This window comes from Massilia sp. LC238 (assembly GCF_000735635.1).
Classification (GTDB): Bacteria; Pseudomonadota; Gammaproteobacteria; order Burkholderiales; family Burkholderiaceae_D; genus Telluria; species Telluria varians.
The window spans coordinates 45,980-65,734 of the sequence record NZ_JNNN01000066.1; the positions used below are offsets into that span (position 1 = coordinate 45,980).

At 68.0% G+C, this 19,755-nt stretch carries 14 protein-coding genes and 1 pseudogene; 8 read left to right on the plus strand and 7 right to left on the minus strand.

Going from position 1 to position 19,755, the window contains the following annotated elements:
* Positions 1-146: 146 nt before the first annotated feature.
* Positions 147-779, minus strand: a pseudogene (locus tag FG94_RS28645) (histidine kinase dimerization/phospho-acceptor domain-containing protein); the annotation flags it as partial.
* Positions 780-892: 113 nt separating this feature from the next.
* On the minus strand, positions 893-2,947 hold the full coding sequence (locus FG94_RS17995) for a tetratricopeptide repeat-containing diguanylate cyclase (RefSeq protein WP_036214431.1): 2,055 nt from the start codon (positions 2,945-2,947) through the stop codon (positions 893-895).
* A gap of 278 nt (positions 2,948-3,225) precedes the next feature.
* Here FG94_RS17995 and FG94_RS28650 point away from each other — a divergent pair, with 278 nt between their 5' ends.
* From FG94_RS28650 to FG94_RS18015, 4 genes are all read left to right on the plus strand, one after another.
* Entirely contained in the window at positions 3,226-3,321 is a 96-nt protein-coding gene (locus FG94_RS28650; RefSeq protein WP_373965337.1) for an ATP-binding cassette domain-containing protein, read from the plus strand.
* Between the two features lie 42 nt (positions 3,322-3,363).
* Complete coding sequence (locus tag FG94_RS28315; protein WP_051996902.1) at positions 3,364-5,022, plus strand: hypothetical protein; 1,659 nt, start codon at positions 3,364-3,366, stop codon at positions 5,020-5,022.
* A 77-nt stretch (positions 5,023-5,099) separates the two neighbouring features.
* Entirely contained in the window at positions 5,100-5,849 is a 750-nt protein-coding gene (locus tag FG94_RS18010) for a DUF2243 domain-containing protein (RefSeq protein WP_036214433.1), read from the plus strand.
* A 52-nt stretch (positions 5,850-5,901) separates the two neighbouring features.
* Positions 5,902-6,786, plus strand: a complete 885-nt coding sequence (locus FG94_RS18015; RefSeq protein WP_036214434.1) for a hypothetical protein — start codon at positions 5,902-5,904, stop codon at positions 6,784-6,786.
* Here the strand turns inward: FG94_RS18015 and FG94_RS18020 are convergent.
* The 3 genes from FG94_RS18020 to FG94_RS18030 form a co-directional block, all read right to left on the minus strand.
* Positions 6,783-8,567: an ABC transporter ATP-binding protein gene (locus FG94_RS18020; RefSeq protein WP_036214436.1), complete on the minus strand. Its 1,785-nt coding sequence runs from the start codon at positions 8,565-8,567 to the stop codon at positions 6,783-6,785. The two genes, FG94_RS18015 and FG94_RS18020, sit on opposite strands and share 4 nt — an antisense overlap.
* A complete protein-coding gene (locus FG94_RS18025) occupies positions 8,557-10,308 on the minus strand; it encodes an ABC transporter ATP-binding protein (protein WP_036214438.1) in 1,752 nt (583 codons plus the stop codon). Before FG94_RS18025 ends, FG94_RS18020 begins: the two co-directional genes overlap by 11 nt.
* A 119-nt stretch (positions 10,309-10,427) precedes the next feature.
* Positions 10,428-11,147 carry a phasin family protein gene (locus FG94_RS18030; RefSeq protein ID WP_051996903.1) on the minus strand — a complete coding sequence of 240 codons (720 nt, stop codon included), beginning with the start codon at positions 11,145-11,147 and terminating at the stop codon, positions 10,428-10,430.
* A 197-nt stretch (positions 11,148-11,344) separates the two neighbouring features.
* Here FG94_RS18030 and FG94_RS18035 point away from each other — a divergent pair, with 197 nt between their 5' ends.
* The 4 genes from FG94_RS18035 (at position 11,345) to FG94_RS18050 (ending at position 14,848) form a co-directional block, all read left to right on the plus strand.
* Complete coding sequence (locus FG94_RS18035) at positions 11,345-12,631, plus strand: amidohydrolase family protein (RefSeq protein WP_036214440.1); 1,287 nt, start codon at positions 11,345-11,347, stop codon at positions 12,629-12,631.
* Positions 12,632-12,722: 91 nt separating this feature from the next.
* Positions 12,723-13,247: a GNAT family N-acetyltransferase gene (locus FG94_RS18040; protein WP_036214441.1), complete on the plus strand. Its 525-nt coding sequence runs from the start codon at positions 12,723-12,725 to the stop codon at positions 13,245-13,247.
* Complete coding sequence (locus tag FG94_RS18045; RefSeq protein ID WP_229445987.1) at positions 13,244-13,774, plus strand: GNAT family N-acetyltransferase; 531 nt, start codon at positions 13,244-13,246, stop codon at positions 13,772-13,774. Before FG94_RS18040 ends, FG94_RS18045 begins: the two co-directional genes overlap by 4 nt.
* Before the next feature lie 84 nt (positions 13,775-13,858).
* Positions 13,859-14,848: a diacylglycerol kinase family protein gene (locus FG94_RS18050; protein ID WP_036214443.1), complete on the plus strand. Its 990-nt coding sequence runs from the start codon at positions 13,859-13,861 to the stop codon at positions 14,846-14,848.
* Here the strand turns inward: FG94_RS18050 and FG94_RS18055 are convergent.
* Both FG94_RS18055 and FG94_RS18060 read right to left on the minus strand, forming a co-directional pair.
* Positions 14,845-17,748: an esterase gene (locus tag FG94_RS18055; protein WP_036214445.1), complete on the minus strand. Its 2,904-nt coding sequence runs from the start codon at positions 17,746-17,748 to the stop codon at positions 14,845-14,847. The genes FG94_RS18050 and FG94_RS18055 overlap by 4 nt on opposite strands.
* The gene (locus FG94_RS18060) at positions 17,745-19,607 is read right to left on the minus strand and encodes a glycoside hydrolase family 13 protein (RefSeq protein ID WP_036214447.1); all 1,863 of its coding nucleotides are present in this window, start codon (positions 19,605-19,607) and stop codon (positions 17,745-17,747) included. The genes FG94_RS18055 and FG94_RS18060 overlap by 4 nt, the downstream gene beginning before the upstream one ends.
* Positions 19,608-19,755: the final 148 nt, after the last annotated feature.

Genomic DNA, 19,755 nt, shown 5'->3' on the forward strand with positions numbered 1-19,755 from the left:
GGTAACGCGAACGCGGGGATGGTGGCGCTGAACGCATGCTGGCCGGTGTCGATCATGGGCTGGCAGGTCTCGATCGCACTGTCCAGTACCTGGCGTAAATCGATATGCGACGGGCGCAGGTGCAGCTTGCTGGTGTGGATGCGCGAAACGTCCAGCAAGTCGTCGACCAGACGCGTCAGCTGTCTGCTCTGGCGGTCGATGACGGCGGCGGCGCGCCCGATCCCGGCGTCGCGCGACGAGGCGCTGATCAATTGGGCGGCCGTGCGGATCGGCGCCAGCGGATTGCGCAGCTCGTGTGCCAGCGTGGCAAGGAATACGTCCTTCTGGCGGTCCGCTTCGCGCAGTTCCGCTTCGCGCGCCATCAGTTCGCTCTGGCTGGCGCGCAGCTCTTCCCCCTTCGCACGCAGCTGGCGCATCGCCTTGGTCATGAGGTGGATGACGATGCAGTCGATGACCAGGATCCCGGCGAAGAATACCAGGGCGATCAGGTCGCTCTTCGGCATCAGGTGCAGGGCTACGGGAGGTCCCATGAAGAATGCCCATGCAGCGACCGTGCTCAAGGCGGCGACCAGCAGGCCGGGTCCCAGTCCGGTCAGCCAGGCCGCCAGCAGGACAGCGGGGAAAAAGGAAAGGAAGGGAAATCCGCGCGCGGGCAGCACGCCGATCAACAGGAAGCGTACCCATAGCGCCAGGGCGAACAGGGCGAGGGCGATACCATAGCGCAGGGATTTGCGGGTCGTGTCGATGCTTTGGAAAGGCGAAAGGAGCGAGGCGAGCATGGGAGGAGGGCAAGGCGCGCCCGCTGGTAAATATGCCAGTGTAGAGGGTCGACGCGCTTTTTGGAACAAGCTTATCTATCGTCCGCAGCGTCGCAGCGGGACGTTTCAGGTATTCAGGCGCTGGCGCGCAAGTCAGCCTGGCTCCCCAGCACTACCGACATCCTGACCTGCCCCTTGCGCCAGGCCTGTTCGAGGTTCTGCTCGATCTCTTCCACGCATACCTGCGACGCATCGCCGAAGCCCTGCAGGCCATAGGCGCGGTTGCGTCCGTGCGCCTTGGCTAGGTAGAGCGCCATATCCGCCAGGTTGACCGCGCGTTCCCATGGCAGCAGCACCCCGCCGCAGCTCAGCGGGAAGGGCACGAAGCCGATCGACACGTTCACGCTCAGGGTCTGGCCGCCGTGCGCGATCCTCACCGCCGACACGCCGTCCAGGATGCGCTGCGCCACTTCGTCCAGGCCCGCACGCGGGATCGACGGCAGGAAGGCCAGGAATTCCTCGCCGCCCCAGCGCACGATCATGTCGGTCTCGCGCAGGATCTCGCGCAGGCTGGCGGAAATCGCCGTCAGCACCGCGTCGCCCGCCGCGTGGCCCCAGGTGTCGTTGATGTGCTTGAAGTGGTCGGCATCCAGCAGGAACAATGCACCGCATTGTTCGGGCGCCGCGGTCTCCACCGGCGTCTCCGGCTGCGGCATGCGGAGCATGGTGTCCAGGAAGTGGCGGCGGTTGTACAGCCCGGTCAGCGGGTCGCGCACGCTCTGCTGCTTGAGTTCCTTGTTTTTCTCGTGGAGCTTGGCGTTGGCCTGGCGCACCTTGCGGTACAGCAGGCCGACCACGACCGATGCCAGGGCGAACACCGCCGCCAGCAGCCACCAGACGCGCTGCTGCAGGTGGTTGACCTGGTTCTCGCTGCGCAGCAGCTCGATCTCGCGCTGCTTCTTCTCGGTCTCGTATTTCTCCTGCAGGTCGAGCACGGCGCGCTGGCGGCGCTTCTCGAACAGCTCGTTCGAAATCCTGCGTTCGCGATGGTAGGCACGCAGCGCGCCGGCCAGGTCGCCGGCGCGCTCGAGCGCCTGGCCGTATTCCACCAGCACGGCCTGCAGCTGCGGCTGGTCGCCCAGGTTCTCGTAGGCGCTCATGCCGGCTTCGATATGGCGCTTACCTTCCTCCAGGCGGCCGGTGGCCAGGTAGGCCTGGCCCAGGTTCAGGCGTGCGGTCGCTTCCAGCCCGGCGTTATTCAGCGCGCGCGCCGCCGTGATGGCCTGCTCCGCGAAGCGCGCGGCATCGCGGTAGTCGCGCAGTTTCAGGTAGCAGTCCGATAGGTTGACCAGGGTACGCGCCACCATTGCATCGGCGCCGAGCGAGCGCTCGATCGCCAGGCTATCTAGCAGCGCCTTCAGGCCGCGCGCATACTGACCGGTGTCCACGGCCAGGCCATACTCCGCGTGCTTGAGGGTTGCCATGCGCCCCGGCGAATCGGTTTTGCGCGCAGCTTCGATGGCTTCGGACAGCGCTTCGAAACCCTTGTCATACGCGCGCATCTGCGTGTACAGGCGAATCAGCGCGTTGAGCGACATGACGATCTGGGTCGGATCGCCATGCTTGCGCGCCAGTGCCACTGCGGCCTGCAGGCGTTCGAGCGCTTTTGGGAAGTTTCCTTCCTCCGCATACGATTCACCCCCAGAAATCGTGGCGCGGACTTGCAGCTCGATATTATTCGTCCGATAAGCGAGCCGTTCGGCCTCCCAGTGATAACGATGCGATTGCGCCAGCTCGGAACGACGATAAGCCATGTATCCCTTGATTAGCAGCCCTTTGGCAATCGCTTCATCGGCGCCGTAACGGCGCCCAAGGGCCACCAGCTCGTTGGACACGGTCTCGGCGGCCTCGTGTTTACCGAGACCGTAGTAGCCGTGCGATAGCTGATTGAGGAATTCGATGCGCTGGGCGAGAGGCGCCGCCCGTCCCTCCGGCTCGGCCGCCAGCAGCAGCGGCAGAGCGCGCTCTGGCACGTACTTGTTGAGCTCACGGATTTCCGACAGCCGCTGCGCCAGCGGCACAGAGGTGTCCGCCTCTGCGCCGGTTGCAAGGGATGACACCATGCACAGCGCCGCGGCGAGCACGAAACTACGCGAGCGCGCCAGTGATCGGGAGAGGGATGAGGGCATGGAAAGGTCTCGGGACAGCGGAAAATCCGTCTTTTTGATTCAAACCATTATATTCCTGTTGCAAACCGGAAATTCAGTTTCTCTTCAAATTTCACCAAAATGACACATATGCATAGGGAATAAAATCGATTCTCATTTGGCATTAGCCCCCTGTTTTCGACCACTTGTCGCAAACGGCTGGAGCCGGCACTCGGCCTTTCGTATAGTCGACCTAAGGACAATGCAAAGGGGGAGAGACGCTGGAACTGCGCGGGGTAAGCAAACAATTCGGCAAGGACGTGAAGGCGGTGGACGGCGTCTCGCTGTCCCTGGGGCAGGGCGTGGTCGGCCTGATCGGCCACAACGGCGCCGGCAAGTCGACCCTGATGGGCTGATCGCCACCCTCATGCGCCCCAGCAGCGGCCAGATCCTGTTCGATGGCAGCGACATCGTGGAAAAAGCCGGATGCGATCAGGCACCGCCTCGGCTACCTGCCGCAGGATTTCGGCGTTTACCCAAACCTGAGCGCGCTCGAATTCATGCAGTACTTCGCGGCCCTCAAGGGCGTGCGCGACGGTACACGCATCCGCCGGCTGCTCGAACTGGTCAACCTGCACGACCAGGCGCACCGGCCCGCGGCCTCGTTCTCGGGCGGCATGAAGCGGCGCCTGGGCGGCAGCAGCCTGCTGGTGGTGGACGGTGCGCGCGTGCTGTACACCAGCTCGGCGCTGGCGCTGGGCAGCGCCGTCATGGGCGCCCTGCTGTTCAGCCTTGCCGGCTTCTACCTGGCGCGCGGGCGCACCGGCGAAGACCTGAGGAGCGGCATCGGCGGCGTCATCGGCGCGACCCCGGCTGGCGATGCGCTGCTGGTGGCCAGCCGCTGGCTGGGCGCGGTCGGCTCGCTGGTGCTGCTGCTTGGCGCCTTCATGCTCACCACCCTGGCCTGCCACCTGCTGCGCGGCGAAGGCCCGATACAACCCCTGGTCTACCTGCAGACCTATGGCTTGCTGCTGCCCATGGCATTCTTCTGCGCCAGCTGCGCCGTCCTGTGCGACAGCTGGAGCCCGCTCATGGGCAAGGCCGGCGACCTGCTGTATTTCGTGGTGTGGATGTCGATGCTGTCGCTCGGCGCCGCGGTGGAAGAGGGCAGCGCGGTGTCCACGCTGGCCTGGCTCGATTTCACCGGCCTGGCGCACGCCATGGCCGGCCTGCGCAGCCAGGTCGACACGCAGTTCCTGGGCATCGGCATGATGAATTTCGATGCGGCGCTGCCGCCGCACACCCTGCCGCAATGGATGTGGACCACGGCCATGGTGCGCGACCGCTTCCTGTCGGCTGCGCTGGCGCTGCTGCCGCTGCTGCCGGCGGTCCTGCTGTTCCACCGCTTCTCGCCGGACCGCGTCAAGGCCGGCAGGGCGCGCCGGCGCCGTTCGCCCCTGGCCCTGCTCGACGGCTGGCTGCGTCCGCTGGCGCGGCTGGTGACGCCCTTGATGCGCCTGGCCGCGCGCACCCCTGGCCCGGGCGGGCAGGTGCTGGCCGATGCCGCCCTGGTGCTGGTGTCGGCGCCCAGCGCGATCCTGGCGCTCGCCGTCTGCTTCATCGGCGGCCTGGTGCTCCCAAGCGTGGTCCTGCCCGGCCTGCTGGCCGGCGCCCTGGTGTTCTGGGGCATCCTGTGCAGCGAGAGCACTACGCGCGACACCAGTGCCGGCTGCGACAGCCTGAGCGCCGCCGTGCCGGGCGGGATCCGCCGCCGCTTCCTGCGCCAGTGGGCGGCCGCGCTGCTGCTCGGCCTCCTGTTCATGGGACCGATCGCCCTGCGCTGGAGCCCCGTGGAGCCGGTGCGCGCCTTCGCCCTGCTGGGTGGCCTGGTGGCGCTGTCCGGCTGCGCCGCCCTGTTCGGGCAGCTGAGCCGCACGCCGCGCCTGTTCCTCGGCCTGTTCCTGTTCGGCTTCTACGTGATGATCCAGACCAAGGGCATGGCCATGATGGATGCCGTGGGCTTTCACGGCGACGCCAGCCTGCAGTCGGCCGGCGGCTTCCTCGCGGCCGGGCTGGCGGCGGTGGCGGCCGGCATCACCTGGAGCCGGCGCGGCTAGACCTTGCGAAGGGTGCAGGCGCCTGAAAACGGACGGGCTATACTTGGCCGTCCCGTTCCGACGCGAGGTGATGCGATGTGGAAAACACCGTGGTTCCGCTGGGCGCCGTGCTCGGCTTTGCGTTCGGCGGCTTCTTCGACGGCATCCTGCTGCACCAGATCCTGCAGTGGCACCATTTGCTCAGCCTGGTGCCGGGCATCGACGACCTGCGCATGCAGGTGCTGTGGGACGGCTGGTTCCATGCGCTGATGTACGTGATCGCGCTCGCCGGCCTGGCCGGCCTGTGGCGCCTGCACCGCCGCGGCACAGGGCAGTGGGGCTGGCCGCTGGTGGGAGCGGTGCTGGTCGGCTTCGGCCTCTGGCACGTGGTCGACACCTTGCTGTCGCACTGGCTGCTGCAGATCCACCGCATCCGCGTCGACAGCGACGATCCGCTTCTATGGGACCTGTTGTGGCTGGCGCTGTTCGGCCTGCTGCCGCTCGCGCTCGGCCTGCGCCTGCGGCGCCACGGTGGCGGCCCCGGCCTGCAGGGCACGGCCGCGATGCTGGCGCTGCTGGCCCTGACCTCGGGCGCAGGCGCCTGGGCCCTGGTGCCGCCGGCGCAGACCGGGTTCGCCACCGTGGTGTTCCATCCCGGCGCCGGGCCGCGCGAAGTGTTCGCGGCGCTCGACGCGCTCGATGCGCGCCTGGTGTGGAGCGACCGGGCGATGGGCGTGGTGGTGGTTGCGGTGCCCGAGGAGCGGCGCTGGGGTTTCTACCGGCACGGCGCGCTGCTGGTGAGCGGGGCGGGCGTGCCGGCGGGCTGCTTCAACTGGAGCCGTATCTAGCCGGCCTGCGTGCTGCTACCATGCGGGCAATGAAGAATGCCTTGCCAGCGATATGCGCATCCGTGAACTAGCCGTCGGCGCCGGCCTGGCCGGCCTGCTGGCCGGCGTGGTGATGCTGACCCTTCCCGCACCGGAACCGGTCAAGGTCGCTGTTCCCGCGCCGCGCGCCCTGCCGGCGCCTGCGCTCCAGCCGGCGCCGCCTGCCGCGCGGGCCCCTGCTGCGCCGGTTCCGGCAGCCGGGCAGGCGCCGGCCTCGTGGCGCGAGCTGCACGCCAGGTTCGTGCAGGCGCCCAACCTGCGCGTGTTCTTCTACGAAGCCATGCGCAAACCCGGCAGCGGCGCCTATTTCTACGCGTCGAACGTGCTGGAAACCTGCCGCCGCGCCCTGGAACAGACCCTGCCCGCGTTGCCGGCGGCGCGCCGCGCCGCCGCCGAGGAACTGTTGCGGCGCTGCGACTTCACCCCGGAGGGCCTGGAAGACGCCGAGCGCGAGTTGGGCGCCGCCCGCAACCTCCGCCTGAGTACCGATCCGCTGCTGGGCAGCATGTTCGACTACCTGGCCGCGGACGGTCCCGAGGGACGGTCGCGCATGCTGCTGGCGGCCTTCGAGCAGGGCAACCCGGACGTCATCGCCTCGCTGGTGTCCCCGGTCTTCCATGAACGGGTGCCGGTGCGGGACGAACAGGATTCGACCGCGCGCGGCGTCCCTTTCGGGGGTGCGCTGGTCGCCTGCCGCCTGGGCGCCGACTGCGGGCCGGGAGCGCCGCGCACCCTGGAACTGTGCATGATGCTCGGCTGGTGCGCCGACAGCGTCCCGGCGGCCCTGCAGCAAGGGCTGGGCGCGCAGTTCGCCGCGCTCGACCGGCTGGCGAGCCAGGTCGTGGACGAGATCCGGCGCCGTGACGCCCGGCGCCTGGTGCCGGCGCCGAGGGATTAAATCGCGATCTGTTGCAGCAGATACAGGCGCTGATACAGGCCACCTTCGATCCGCATCAGGTCCTCGTGCGAACCGGCTTCGGTGATGCGGCCGTGGTTCAGCACGATGATGCGGTCGGCCGCGCGGATGGTCGATAGCCGGTGCGCGATCGCGATGATGGTCACCTTGCCGCGCAGTTCTTCCAGGGCTTCCTGCACGATCTGCTCGGTGGCGCTGTCGATGCGCGAGGTCGCCTCGTCCAGCAGCAGGATGCGCGGCTCGCCCGCCAGCGCGCGCGCGATCGCCAGCAGCTGCTTCTGGCCCGAGGACAGGCGCGAGCCACCTTCGCCCAGCTGGGTCTCGTAGCCCTGTTCTAGCGCCGCGATGAAGCCGTGCGCGTGGGCGGCGCGCGCCGCTTGCTCGATGCGCGCGAGCGGCAGGCCGCGTCCCATGTCGATGTTCTCGCGTGCGGTGGCGGCCAGGATGAAGGGATCCTGCGGCACCAGGCCCACCTCGTTGCGGAAGCGCTCGTTGCCGATCGAGGCCAGCGGCAGGCCGCCGATCTCGATGGTCCCTTCGTCCGCGGTGTAGTAGCGCAGCAGCAGCGAGAGCAGGGTCGACTTGCCGCTGCCGGTGTGGCCGACGATGCCGAAGAAGGCGCCCTGCGGGATGTCGAGCGACAGTTCGTGCAGCACGCGCTGGCCTTCCACGTACGCGAAGTTGACGTCGCGTACCCGCACCGCCGGCGCCTTCGCGTCGAACGCCGCCTCGTTGCCGACGCGACCCTGCGCATGTTCGGCCGCCCCGGCCTCGTCGAGCAGGGTGGAGACGCGCGCGGTGGCGACCACCGCCTGCTGCAGGCCGCTGAACTGCATGGTGATCTGGATCAGCGGCTCGACCACCCGCGCGATGTAGCTGATGAAGGCATACAGCACGCCCACTTCCACCGCGTTCATCTGGCGCTGGCCGAAGCCGTAGATCACGATGGTCAGCAGCACCACGTTGAGCAGGTCGAGGGCCGGGCGCAGCAGGAAGGCGTTGGCCTTCAGTTCGGCCAGGCGCGCCTTGCGGTGCGAGCGGTTGGTGTGCAGGAAGCGCTCGCCGAAGCGGCCCTGGGCATTGCTGGCCTGCAGGACGCTCATGCCGCCGATCGATTCCGCCATCTGGCCGTTGATGTCGCTGCGCAGGGCGCGGGCGCGCGTGACGGCCGGCGCCGACAGGCGCTGGTAGAGCCAGACGATGCCGACCACCGCCGGCACCAGGGCCAGCACCACCAGCATCAGGCGCCAGTCGAGCCAGGCCATCGCGATCATGGTGCCCACCAGCACGATGCTCGAATCGAGCATCACGAACAGCACCTGGATGTACAGGGTCTTGACCGCCTCGGTGTCGTTGGTCACGCGGCTCACCAGCTGGCCGGTGATGGCGCGATCAAAAAAGGCCATCGGCAGGCGCAGCACGTGGCCGTAGACCCATTCGCGCAGGCGCCGGACCGAGCGCATCGCCAGGCCCGACAGGCGGATCAGCTGCAGGTAGCGGATCCAGGACGAGGCCCAGCCGGTGAGCACCAGGCCGCCGAGCAGCAGCGACATGCGGGTCCAGTCCAGGTTGCGGGTCAGGAGGTGGTCGTCGATCAGCGCCTTGCCGAGCAGCGGGCCGAGCACTTCGAGGGCGGCGGCGATCACCAGCCAGAACGTGGCCCAGTACAGGTGGCGGCGGTCCGGGTCGGCGGCGCGGCGCAGCAGGCCGGCGGCCTGCGCGGTCTGGGCGCGCATCGGGACCTGGTTGGTATCACTCTGCATCGATGCTGGCCTCCAGTTGTTGATAGCGCCACTGGCTGGCATACCAGCCGTTCAGGAGCAGCAGTTCGTCGTGGGTGCCCGATTCCGTGACGCGGCCTTCGCGCAGCACCACAATGTGGTCGGCCCCGGCCACCGCCGATAGCCGGTGGCTGGCGATGATCGCGGCGCGTTCCGGACGGGCCGCGCGCAGCTCGTCCAGGTGTTCCAGGATGCGGGTCTCGGTGCCGGTGTCCACCGCCGACAGGGCGTCGTCGAGCAGTAGCAGCGCACTGTCGGCCAGCAGGGCGCGCGCGATGGCGACGCGCTGGCGCTGGCCGCCGGACAGGGTGATGCCTTTCTCGCCCACCGGCGTGTCGTAGCCGTAGGGGAAGCGCAGGATGTCGTCGTGGATCGAGGCCATCTTGGCCGCTTCCTCGATCTCGGCGCGCGAGGCGCCGGGGCGGGCCAGCGCGATGTTCTCGGCAATCGTGGCCGAGAACAAGAAGGATTCCTGCGGCACCCAGCTCATGGCCGCACGCAGGGCGTCCAACCGGTAGTCCTCCAGCGCGTGGCCGGCCCAGGTGACGCTGCCGCGCTGCGGCGTGGCCTGGCGCAGCAGCACCCGCAGCAGGGTCGACTTGCCGGCGCCGGTCGGTCCCACCAGGCCCAGGGTCTGGCCCGGCTCCACCCGCACCGATACGTCGTCGAGGGCAGGGCGCCCGGCGTCGCCGTAGGCGAAGCCGACACCCTCGAGTACCAAGGCGCCGCGGCCCACCTGTTCGAAGGTGCCGCTGTCTTCGACCGTGAGCGGGGCGTCCAGCAGCGGCTGCAGGCGCGCCAGGCCGGCGCGTCCGCGCTCGATCAGCGACAGCACCCAGCCGGCCGCGAACATCGGCCAGATCAACTGGCCCAGGTACATCGAGAAGCTGGTGAGCGCGCCCACGGTCAGCTCGCCGTTCCAGACCAGGTAGCCGCCCAGGCCCAGGGTCAGGCCGGTGGCCGCGGTCAGGGTCAGGCCGACCGCCGGTTCGTAGGCCGCTTCCCAGCGCTGGGCATTCAGGCTGGCGTCGGCCGCCTTGCCCGCCAGGTCGCTGAACTGGGTGGCGCTGCGCGCTTCAAGGCCGAGGGCGCGCAGGGTGCGCACCCCCGACAGCGATTCCTGCACGTGGTCGTTGAGCGCCGAGAAGCGCTTGAGCGCATCGGCTTCCGCCGTGTGCACCTGGCGCGAGATGCGCCAGAACGCGAAGGCCATCAGCGGGAAGGGCAGCAGGGCGACGGCGGCCAGGCGCGCATCGACGCCGAGCGTCATGATGCCCAGCACCATGACCAGGGTCAGGGTGCCGTCGAAGCCGGCCAGCATCGCCTCGCCGGCCGCCATCTCGATGGCGTCGATGTCGTTGGTGGCGAGCGCCATCAGGTCGCCGGTGCGCTGGCGCTGGTAGAAGCCGGGGCCCTGCGCCGCCAGGCGCGCGTACAGGCGCGTGCGCAGCTCGACGCCGAGGTTGTAGGCGGCCGAATACAGGCGGATGCGCCAGCCGACCCGCAGCACATAGATGGCCACGCCCAGGCCGAGCAGCTGGGCCAGCCCGAGCAGCAGCGCGTCCTGGTCAAGGCTTTGCGCCGCCAGGCCGTCGACCAGGGCGCCGACCTTACGCGGAATCAAAACCGTGCAGATGGCGACGCCGGCCAGCATGAAGGCCGACGAGACATAGGCATGCCAATGACGGCGGACGAAACCGCCGATCAGCCTTGCGAGACTCATGTTGTTCCTTGAGATTGGTGCAGCCCGCGCTATCCAGGCACGTAAAAACGACTAGCGGGCCGAAGCCCGCTAGTGTAGTCGCTTTGCCAATCGGGCGCAGCCGCGTCCGTGCTGCAAGTTTATTTCTTGCGCTTGGACACCGCCGGCGCGGGGACGAGCTTCGGTGCTTCGGCGCCTTCGTCGGTCGCCAGTTCGGCCACCGGTGCAGCGGCAGGGTGGGGGACGGCGGCCGCGCGCGCGGCGCCCTTGCCGACTGCCTTGGCGATGGCTTTCGGTTCGGCGACCGGGACCGGCTCGGCGGCCAGCGTTTCAGCTACTGCCTCGGGTGCGGCAGCCGGCTCGGCCACGACGACCGGTTCGCTCACGGGAGCGAAGGCCGCCACCGGATGCGCGGCTTCCACGGCAGGGGCAGCTTCTACGGCAGCCTCGACGACGGACTCGACGGCGGCAACCGATGCGGGCTGGACCTCGGCGACGCCGCTCTCGACCACTTCCACGGTCTCGATGGCCTGTGGCGCCGACAAGCCCTGCGGACGCACGGCATACGGGCGCACGCCGGCAGCGATGCCGAACAGCTCGCGGCCATAGGAGAACAGGCTGCGGAAACCTTCCTCGGCCTGGCCGCCAAGGCTGAGCACGTCGCGCGGGTCGCGCGAGTTCAGCAGTGCGAAGGAAGCGCCGAGCGAACGCTGGACGGCGTCACGCGAGACCGCCATGTTAAGGGCGGCCACGCGGCTGGCGCTCTCGAGCGTCTGGCTGGCGATGGCATTGAAAAAATCGAACTGCGCGTCGAACTGGGCCTTGCGTACTGCGGAAAACTGGTCGCTGATTGAAGTCATGAGATTTCCTTGTCAGTCATTTATGGCGCACTGCAATATAACTAGTGTAGCCATGAATGGCCGGTGTTGCAAACCACTTATTTTATTCTTTAGTTACAGAAATCTTGCGCTGCAGCATTATCAGGTCTTGTGGATTTTGCTTGACCGTCCAGTCTTCCAGGAAATCGTTACAATCGGAGGGACAAAAGGAGGAGTGCATGGATCTCGTGATTCGCAACGCCACCCTGCCGGACGGCAGCCACGGCATCGACATCGGCATCAACGGCGAGCGCATCGTGGCCGTGGAAAAGCGGCTGGGAGCGCAGGGCGCGCGCGAGATCGACGCCGGCGGCGACCTGGTCAGCCCGCCCTTCGTGGATGCGCACTTCCACATGGATTCGACCCTCAGTTACGGCATGCCGCGGGTGAACCGCAGCGGCACCCTGCTGGAAGGGATCCGCCTGTGGGGAGAGCTGAAACCCCAGCTGGCGCAGGACGCGATCGTCGAGCGTGCCTTGCGCTATTGCGACTGGGCGGTGGCGCGCGGCCTGCTGGCGATCCGCACCCACGTCGACGTCTGCGACGACCGCCTGCTGGCGGTCGAAGCGCTGCTGGAGGTGAAAAAACAGGTGGCGCCCTACCTCGACCTGCAGCTGGTCGCCTTCCCCCAGGACGGCCTGCTGCGCAGCCCTGGCGCCTTCGACAACCTGAAACGTGCGATCGCGATGGGCGTCGACGTGGTCGGCGGCATCCCGCACTTCGAGCGCACCATGGCCGACGGGGCCGAATCGATCCGCCTGCTGTGCGAGTTCGCGGCCGGGCAGGACCGGCGCGTGGACATGCACTGCGACGAGACCGACGACCCGATGTCGCGCCACATCGAGACCCTGGCGGCCGAAACCCGGCGCCTCGGCATGCAGGGCCTGGTGGCCGGATCGCACCTGACCTCGATGCATTCGATGGACAACTATTATGTGAGCAAGCTGCTGCCCCTGATCGCGGAAAGCGGCGTCGCGGCGATCGCCAACCCGCTCATCAACATCACCCTGCAGGGGCGCCACGATACCTATCCGAAGCGGCGCGGCATGACCCGGGTGCCGGAACTGCTGGCGGCCGGCGTCGACGTCGCCTTCGGCCACGACTGCGTGCTCGATCCCTGGTACGGCATGGGTTCCGGCGACATGCTGGAAGTCGCGCACATGGGGCTGCACGTGGCGCAGATGACCGGGGTGGAGGCGATGCACCAGTGCTTCCTGGCGGTGACCGAGACCCCGGCGCGCATCCTCGGCCTGGAGGGCTACGGGCTGGCGCCGGGCTGCTGGGCCGACCTGGTGCTGCTGGACGCCGGCTCCACGATCGAAGCGATCCGCCTGCGCGCGGCGCGCAAGCTGGTGCTGCGGCGCGGCGCCGTGGTGGCCGAGGCGCCCTCCGCCCAGGTGAGCCTGCACCTGCCCGGGCGGCCCGCCGCCACCGATTTCCGGATGCCGCAGCAGGCCCCGAAATAAGCTCAAAAAGCTGCGCACGATTCATGTAATCGATGACAATTTGCGGCTAGAATAGAACGCTTTCGAGTTCGGTAACCTGTTCCCGACAGCCGTGAAAGACATCCAGATCCGCCCCGCCGGCGAGCACGATTTCGATGCGATGTGGAGCATCTTCTGCGCCCATGTCGCGGCCGGCGAAACCTATCCCTTCACCACCGCCACCCCGCGCGAGGCTGGCCACGCCTACTGGCTCGGCCCCGAGGTGACGGCTTTTGTTGCGACCAGCGGCGCGCGCGTGCTCGGCATGTACCGCCTGGTGCCGAACCAGGCCGGGCGCGGCCACCACGTAGCCAATGCGTCCTACATGGTCAGTCCCTCGGCGCAGGGGGCCGGCGTCGGTCGCCTGCTCGGCGAGCATAGCCTGCTTGAAGCGCGCCGCCTGGGCTATCTCGCCATGCAGTTCAACTACGTCGTGAGCACCAATACCGCCGCCATCCGGCTGTGGAAGAAGCTCGGTTTCTCGATCGTCGGCACCCTGCCCAAGGCCTACCGTCACAAGCGCCTCGGCTACGTGGACGCCTACGTCATGTACCAGCTGCTGCAGGACCCGGACCACTGGCCGACGGTGGACGCGTGACCCGCCATCCCCTGGAGGTCCTGCGCACCGAACGCCTGCGCCTGCGCCTGGTGGAGCCGGGCGATGCCGCCGTGTTCCTGGAACTGTTCAACGACCCCGCCTTCATCGAGCATATCGGCGACCGCGGCGTGCGCACCCTCGAGGCCGCGGCGAAGTCGATCGAGGACGGGCCGGTGGCGATGCAGCGCACGCGCGGCCATTCCATGTACATGGTCGAGCTGCTCGCGCAGGGCGCGGCCGTGCCGGTCGGCCTGTCCGGCCTGATCAAGCGCGACGCGCTGGAAGACGTCGACCTCGGCTATGCCTTCCTGCCGCGCCACCGCGGCCAGGGCTATGCCTTCGAAGCCGCCCGGGCCGTGGTCGCGCACGCACGCACGCTCGGCATCCCGCGGCTGGTGGCCATCACCACACCCGGCAACGCGGCCTCGATCGCGCTGCTGCTCAGGCTGGGAATGTGCTTCCAGGGAACGCGGGTCGTGGTGGCGGGCGAGCCTGAACTGAACCTGTACGGCATGGATCTTCCGTAGGCGCGCTAGCGCACCTTGTGCGGCAGGGCGGTGGTGGTAGGATTGCCTGCACATCCGTCCACCAACCGATCAAGCGAAGCACCGATGCCGATCACCGAGCCACGTCCCGATGCGCCGTTTTTCATCGTCCTCAACGCCGGATCCGGTCATTCCGAGACCGAGCTGCGGCGCTCGACCATCGAAAGCGTGCTGGCTTCCGCCGGGCGCAGCTGCACCCTGGAACTGGTCGACGATCCGGCCGAACTGACGGCCAAGGCGCACAGCATGGCGGCGCGCGCCACGGCCGAAGGCGGCATCCTGGTGGCGGCGGGCGGCGACGGCACCATCAACACGGTGGCGCATCAGGCCGTGCTGGCGGGCTGCCCCTTCGGCGTCTTGCCTCAAGGAACGTTCAACTATTTCGGCCGCACCCACGGCATTCCGGAAGACCTGGCCGAAGCCGTGTACGCGCTGCTGCGCGCGAAGCTGCAGCCGGTGCAGGTGGGCCTGCTCAACAACAAGATTTTCCTCGTCAACGCCAGCGTCGGCCTGTACCCGAAACTGCTCGAGGAGCGCGAGCACGACAAGCGCCAGTACGGGCGCAGCCGCGTCGTTGCCTTCTTCTCGGCCATCAAGATCGCGCTGCGTCCGCACCGCCACCTGCGCATCACGCTCGAGCTCGACGGCAAGGAACGGCGCCTGCGTACCACGACCTTGTTCGTAGGGAACAATCGCCTGCAGCTGGAGCAGGTCGGGATGCGCGACGGCCTGATCGAGGCGGTGGAGGACGGGCAACTGGTCGGCATCGCCCCCAGGCCCATGGGCAAGCTGGGCCTGCTGCGCCTGCTGGTGCGCGGCATGCTGGGACGCCTGGGCGACGACGACGAAGTCGAAGCCTTCGCTTTCAAGCGCCTGCTGGTGCGCACGCCCTCGGTCTACGGCCGCAAGCGCATGAAGGTCGCGGCCGACGGCGAGGTGGAGACGATGGCGATGCCGCTCGAGTTCCGCGTGCTGGAAGGGCGGCTGCTCCTGATGACGCAGGGACCGTCGCGCAAGGAAGCGCGGCCGGCCCCCGGCGAGGCCGAAGCCGCCTAGTTCACGCGTAACAGGCGGACCCCATAGATGTCGAAGCGGTTCGACGGTCCCGTGAGGCCACCCGCCGCGCTGAAGCTGCTGTTGCTGTCGAGATAGCTCATATTGTAGAAGTCGCTCATCTCGACGCGGTAGCTGCCGCGTCCCAAGCGGGCCGCCAGCGGCGTCGAATACACCGTCGGCGTATCCGCCTTCGCCAGCGGCGCATGCGGCAGCTGCACCACGCCCTGGGCCACGATCCGGCCGCGTCCGTCCTTCACGGCCAGCCACTTCACGCCGCCGCTGATCCCCAGGTTCACCTGGTTGGCGGCGTTGTGGTAACGCACTTGTACCTGGTAGTTGCCGGCGGCCGGAATGGCGATGCGTTCGACGGCGAAGCGGTCCCCGGGCTGGCCCCAGGCTTCCAGGCGGGAAGCCGGGAAGCGCGTGTTCGGCGCGGCAAGCTTGACGTTGGAGACGGTGCGCGGGTCGGTGACGCCGACCTCGATGCCCGCATCTACGCAGCGCGGGGCGCTGTGGTGGCTGCGGTTGCCGCTGGCGGTGGCGCGTGCCTCCACCGCATAGCAGCCAAAGGCGCCCGCGGATCGATCCAGCCAGCTGCCCGCGGGCAGGCCCTCGGCCACGCGCTTGCCGTCGCGGTACACGCTGTAGCTCACGTCCTGTTCCCCCGGAGCGCCCGCGATCTGCAGCGTCACGCCCTTGGCGTCGCGCTTCAATGCCGTGATCGCCGGCTCGCGCGGGCCGAAGGTGGCGCCGCCGTCCGCATACGGATCGTCCTTCACGCGGCGGATGTCCTGCTGTCCGGGCGCCAGCCGGCCGAGCACGATTTCGACCTGGTTCCGCTCCTGGAGCCGCGCAAGGGGAATGCGGTCGCCGCTTGCCTGGCCATTCAGCAGGACCTGTTCGACCAGGTAGTAGCCGTCTTCCCGGCTCGCCGCCGGCAGCCGCAGGCGTACGTCGACGCGCTTGCCGTGCAGGCGCAGATCGTGCAGGGCGATCTCGTTCGATGCCGCGAACGTCTCGCGGCGCAGTTTGGCGGTGACGAAGGGGCGCAAGGCCAGGGCATCGTCCTGGAGCGATACCCCGAACACTTCGCCCACCACCATGCCCAGATAGGCTCCCACGGACCACAGCTGGCGCCGCGAGTTGATTACCGGCCCGATCAGGTTCGGCTTGCGTTCGTCGAGCAGCAGCGGCTGGCCGGACAGCCATTCGAGGTTCTCCATGTTCGACATGTTGAGCGCCGCGCCGCGCATCAGCGAGTCGTAGGCCGCATCGGCCACGGCCACGTTCTTCGCGTGGCTGGCCGCCCGCAGCCCGTAGCCCGTGACGAAGGGCCACAGCGCGCGGTTGTGGTAGACCGGCATGTCCGGCTGCTGCGGGTAGAGTACCGGCGCGCCCATCGGTCCGTGCGGGTAGCGCGCCAGGATCGAGCGCGCGCGCTCCTCGCTGGCGACGCCGCTGATGATGGCGAGCGACTGGCCGAGCCAGTCGAACTTGTGCAGCGGCGCACCGTCGAGGTGGCCGGCCGTCAGGCTGCTGTACATGCCGGCATCGTCCAGCCAGAGCCGGGTGTTGATGGCGCGGGTCAGCGCGGCGGCCCACTTGGCGTAGCGCTCCGCCCGGGCCTGGTCGCCTTGCTCGCGCGCCAGGGTCGATGCCAGCTTCAGGGCCTGATAATGGCCGACGTTGGTCGACAGCGACTTCGAGGTCGACATGAAGGCCAGCTCGTTCGGGATCCACGCGGCGTAGCTCTGGTCGCGCCAGTCGAGGAAGGACTGTTCGCCCATGTACAGGCCGGTCTTTGCGTCGAAAGCGGCGATGCGGTCGTTCTCGATCGTGTTGGAGAGCGCCTGCAGCGCGCGCCGCGCGAACGGGGCGCGCTCGGCGGCGGGCAGGGCGCGCAGGGTTTCCTCGGCCGCGAAGGCCCAGGTGACGCGGTCGGTGCTGACCGGCCAGCTGCCGCCGCTGCCGGTGTCCTGCACGATCTGCAGACCGTCCTCAGTTGCGTAACCCTTGCCCGCGACCTGGGGCGCGATTGGCAAGCCCTTGCGCCAGCCGGACAACTTGAATTCAAGCGAGTTGCGCACCCGCTGCGGGTCGAGCAGGGCCAGGCCCAGGTCGGCCGCATACGACAGGTCGCGCGTCCACACGTAATGCCACTTCTCGCCGGTCGCGAAGCACTCGCAGGCAATGGCGGTGCCGCCGTTGTAGTTGCCGTCGCGGATCTGGCTGACCGCGTCGAGGCGCATCTCGGAACCGGCCAGCGCGAACAGGGCATCGAAGGCCAGGTTGCCGCTGCGGATGCGCGGCAGGCCGGGCTGCTCGGCATACTCGCTGTGCTGCGGTCCCGGGTCGCGCAGGCTGAGGGTGGTGGAGTGGGCATAGCGCCGCAGCTCGGCGCCGGGATCGGGCGAGGAGAAGCGCGCAGTTTCCTGCTTGCCGTCCCAGGTCGGGAAGTCGAGCGTCGCGACGGCCTCGCGACCTGCGTGCGGATCGGGTGCGCTGGCCGCCTGCGGCGTCTCCAGGCGCAGCACGCGCAAGCTCGGCGCGGCCGGGTTGGAGGCGTCGACCGTGAAGCGGTAGGTGCCGGTCTGGCGCACGAACAGATAGTCTTCCGGGCCGGCCTGGGTCTCCAGCCGGTAGGGCGTGCCCGGCGCCACCGTTACGCTCTTGTTGGCATCAAGCACCCACTCGTCGCTCCAGTCGCGGCTGCCCACCTTGAAGGCATGGTTGCCGGGACTGACCAGGATGTCGGCCTCGTAGACGCCCTGGCCCTTGTGGGCGAGGGCGTTGTCGGTACCCCAGCCGTTGAAGGCGCCGCGGATATACAGTTCCTTGTCCTGAGCGCTCGCGCCCAGGCAGGCCAGGAAGGCGGCGGTGGCCAGCAGGCTGCGCTTCATCGTGCCGCCTCCAGTTCGAGGATCAGGCTTGCCTTCGCCGGCAGGCGCAGCTCCTTGCCCAGTTCGAAACGCTTGCCGCTCAGGACATCGACGCCGCCCGCCACGCCGGCCAGCATCTCGCGGAAGCGGTGGGTGTCGAGCACCATCTCCTTCGGGTTGTTGTTGAAGGCGACCAGCACTTTCTTGTCCCCGTCGTAGCGGAAGTAGACCCAGGTATTGTCGCGCGGGCCGTAGTGCATCAGCTTGCCGTGGTGGATGACGGACTGGCCCTTGCGCCAGTTGGCCAGCTTGCGCACCAGCTCTTGGGCCGCGCGCTGCTGCGCCGTGAGGCCCTTGCCGGTGAAGGCATCGATCCGGTCGCCGGCCCAGCCGCCGGGGAAGTCGCGCCGGTAGCTGGCATCGTCGCGTTCCCTGGTGGCGCTGGTCATCAGGATCTCGTCGCCCGTGTAGAGCTGCGGGATGCGCGGCATCGTCATCAGGAACACCATCATCATCCGGTAGCGGTCGAAGTCTTCGCCCACCACGCTCCAGATACGCGAGACGTCGTGGTTGGCCTCGAACAGCACCAGGTTGCCCGGTTCCGGGTACAGGTAGTCGAGCGAAAGCGTTTCATACACGTCGGTGAAGACGTTGCCGCCCTTGTTGTCGCTGAGTGCCGTGCGCATGGCTTCGGCCAGCGGGAAGTCCATCAGGCTCGGGGTGGAGGCCGAATAGCCGTCGAAGTTGTCCTTGCCGCGCTGCCAGCGCGCCACCACCGGCACCAGCTTGCTCCATTCTTCGCCGACCATGTTCAGCTTCGGGTATTCGGCCATCAGGCGCCGCGTGTATTCGCTCAGGAAGGCGCCGTCCGAATAGCCGAAGGTGTCGATCCGCAGTCCCGCCAGTCCGGCGTACTCGATCCACCAGATGTTGTTCTGGATGAGGTAGTTCGCCACCAGCGGGTTCGACTGGTTCAGGTCCGGCATGCTCTCGACGAACCAGCCGCGCGTGAAGTTGTCGGCGTCTTCCTTCGAGGCATACGGGTCCTGCACGGCGACGCGGTGGTGCTGGGTCGGGACGAACTTGCCGCCGTAGTTGACCCAGTCCGGGGTCGGCAGGTCTTTCATCCACCAGTGCTCTGCTCCGATGTGCGACAGCACCACGTCCTGGATCAGGCCGATGCCGCGCTTCTTCGCCTCGTTCGACAGGCGGCGGAAGTCCTCGTTGCTGCCATAGCGCGGATCGATGCGGTAATGATCGGTGGCGGCGTAGCCATGGTAGGAGTAGGCCGGCATGTTGTTCTCGACCAGCGGCGTCGGCCACAGCTGGGTGAAGCCCATGCCCTGGATATAGTCGAGGCGGTCGATGATGCCCTGGATGTCGCCGCCATGGCGCCCCGAGCCGTTCGCGCGGTTCGCCTTCTCCAGCGTGTCCGGGGTACTGTCGTTGCCCGGGTTGCCGTTGGCGAAGCGGTCCGGCATCACTTGGTAGATCGTGTCGCGGCTGGTGAAACCCTGGCGCTGCGCCGAGCCGGGCTCGCGCGCCAGCAGCTGGTAGGCATAGGAGGCCTGGCGGCCCGCGCCCTTGAACACGATGTCGAACTTGCCCGGCCGCGCGTCCTGGCCGATCTCGAGATCGATGAACAGGTAGTTCCTGCTCGGTACCCGGGTCACCGAGGCGATGCGCACGCCCGGATAGGCGAGGGAAGGTTCCAGGTCGGCGATACGCTCGCCATGCACCATCAGCTGCAATCCCTTGTGCTGCATGCCGACCCACCAGAACGGCGGCTCCATGTGGGCGATCGCGGGAGACTGGGCCTGGGCGGCGAAGGGGCTCAGGGCGGCGCTGCCGACCAGCAAAGTGGCGAAGAAAAGTTTCATGGGTCTCTTGGGCTTCTCTACGCCCCCTGTATGCAGCTTGAATACGCTTGCGTAGTCAGACTACAGTTTTCAGCCGAATCAAGAGGAAAGAGTGTCGCCGCGCTTGGTTGTGTTGCGGCGAGAATACTATGAAGCGACTACATGGTAC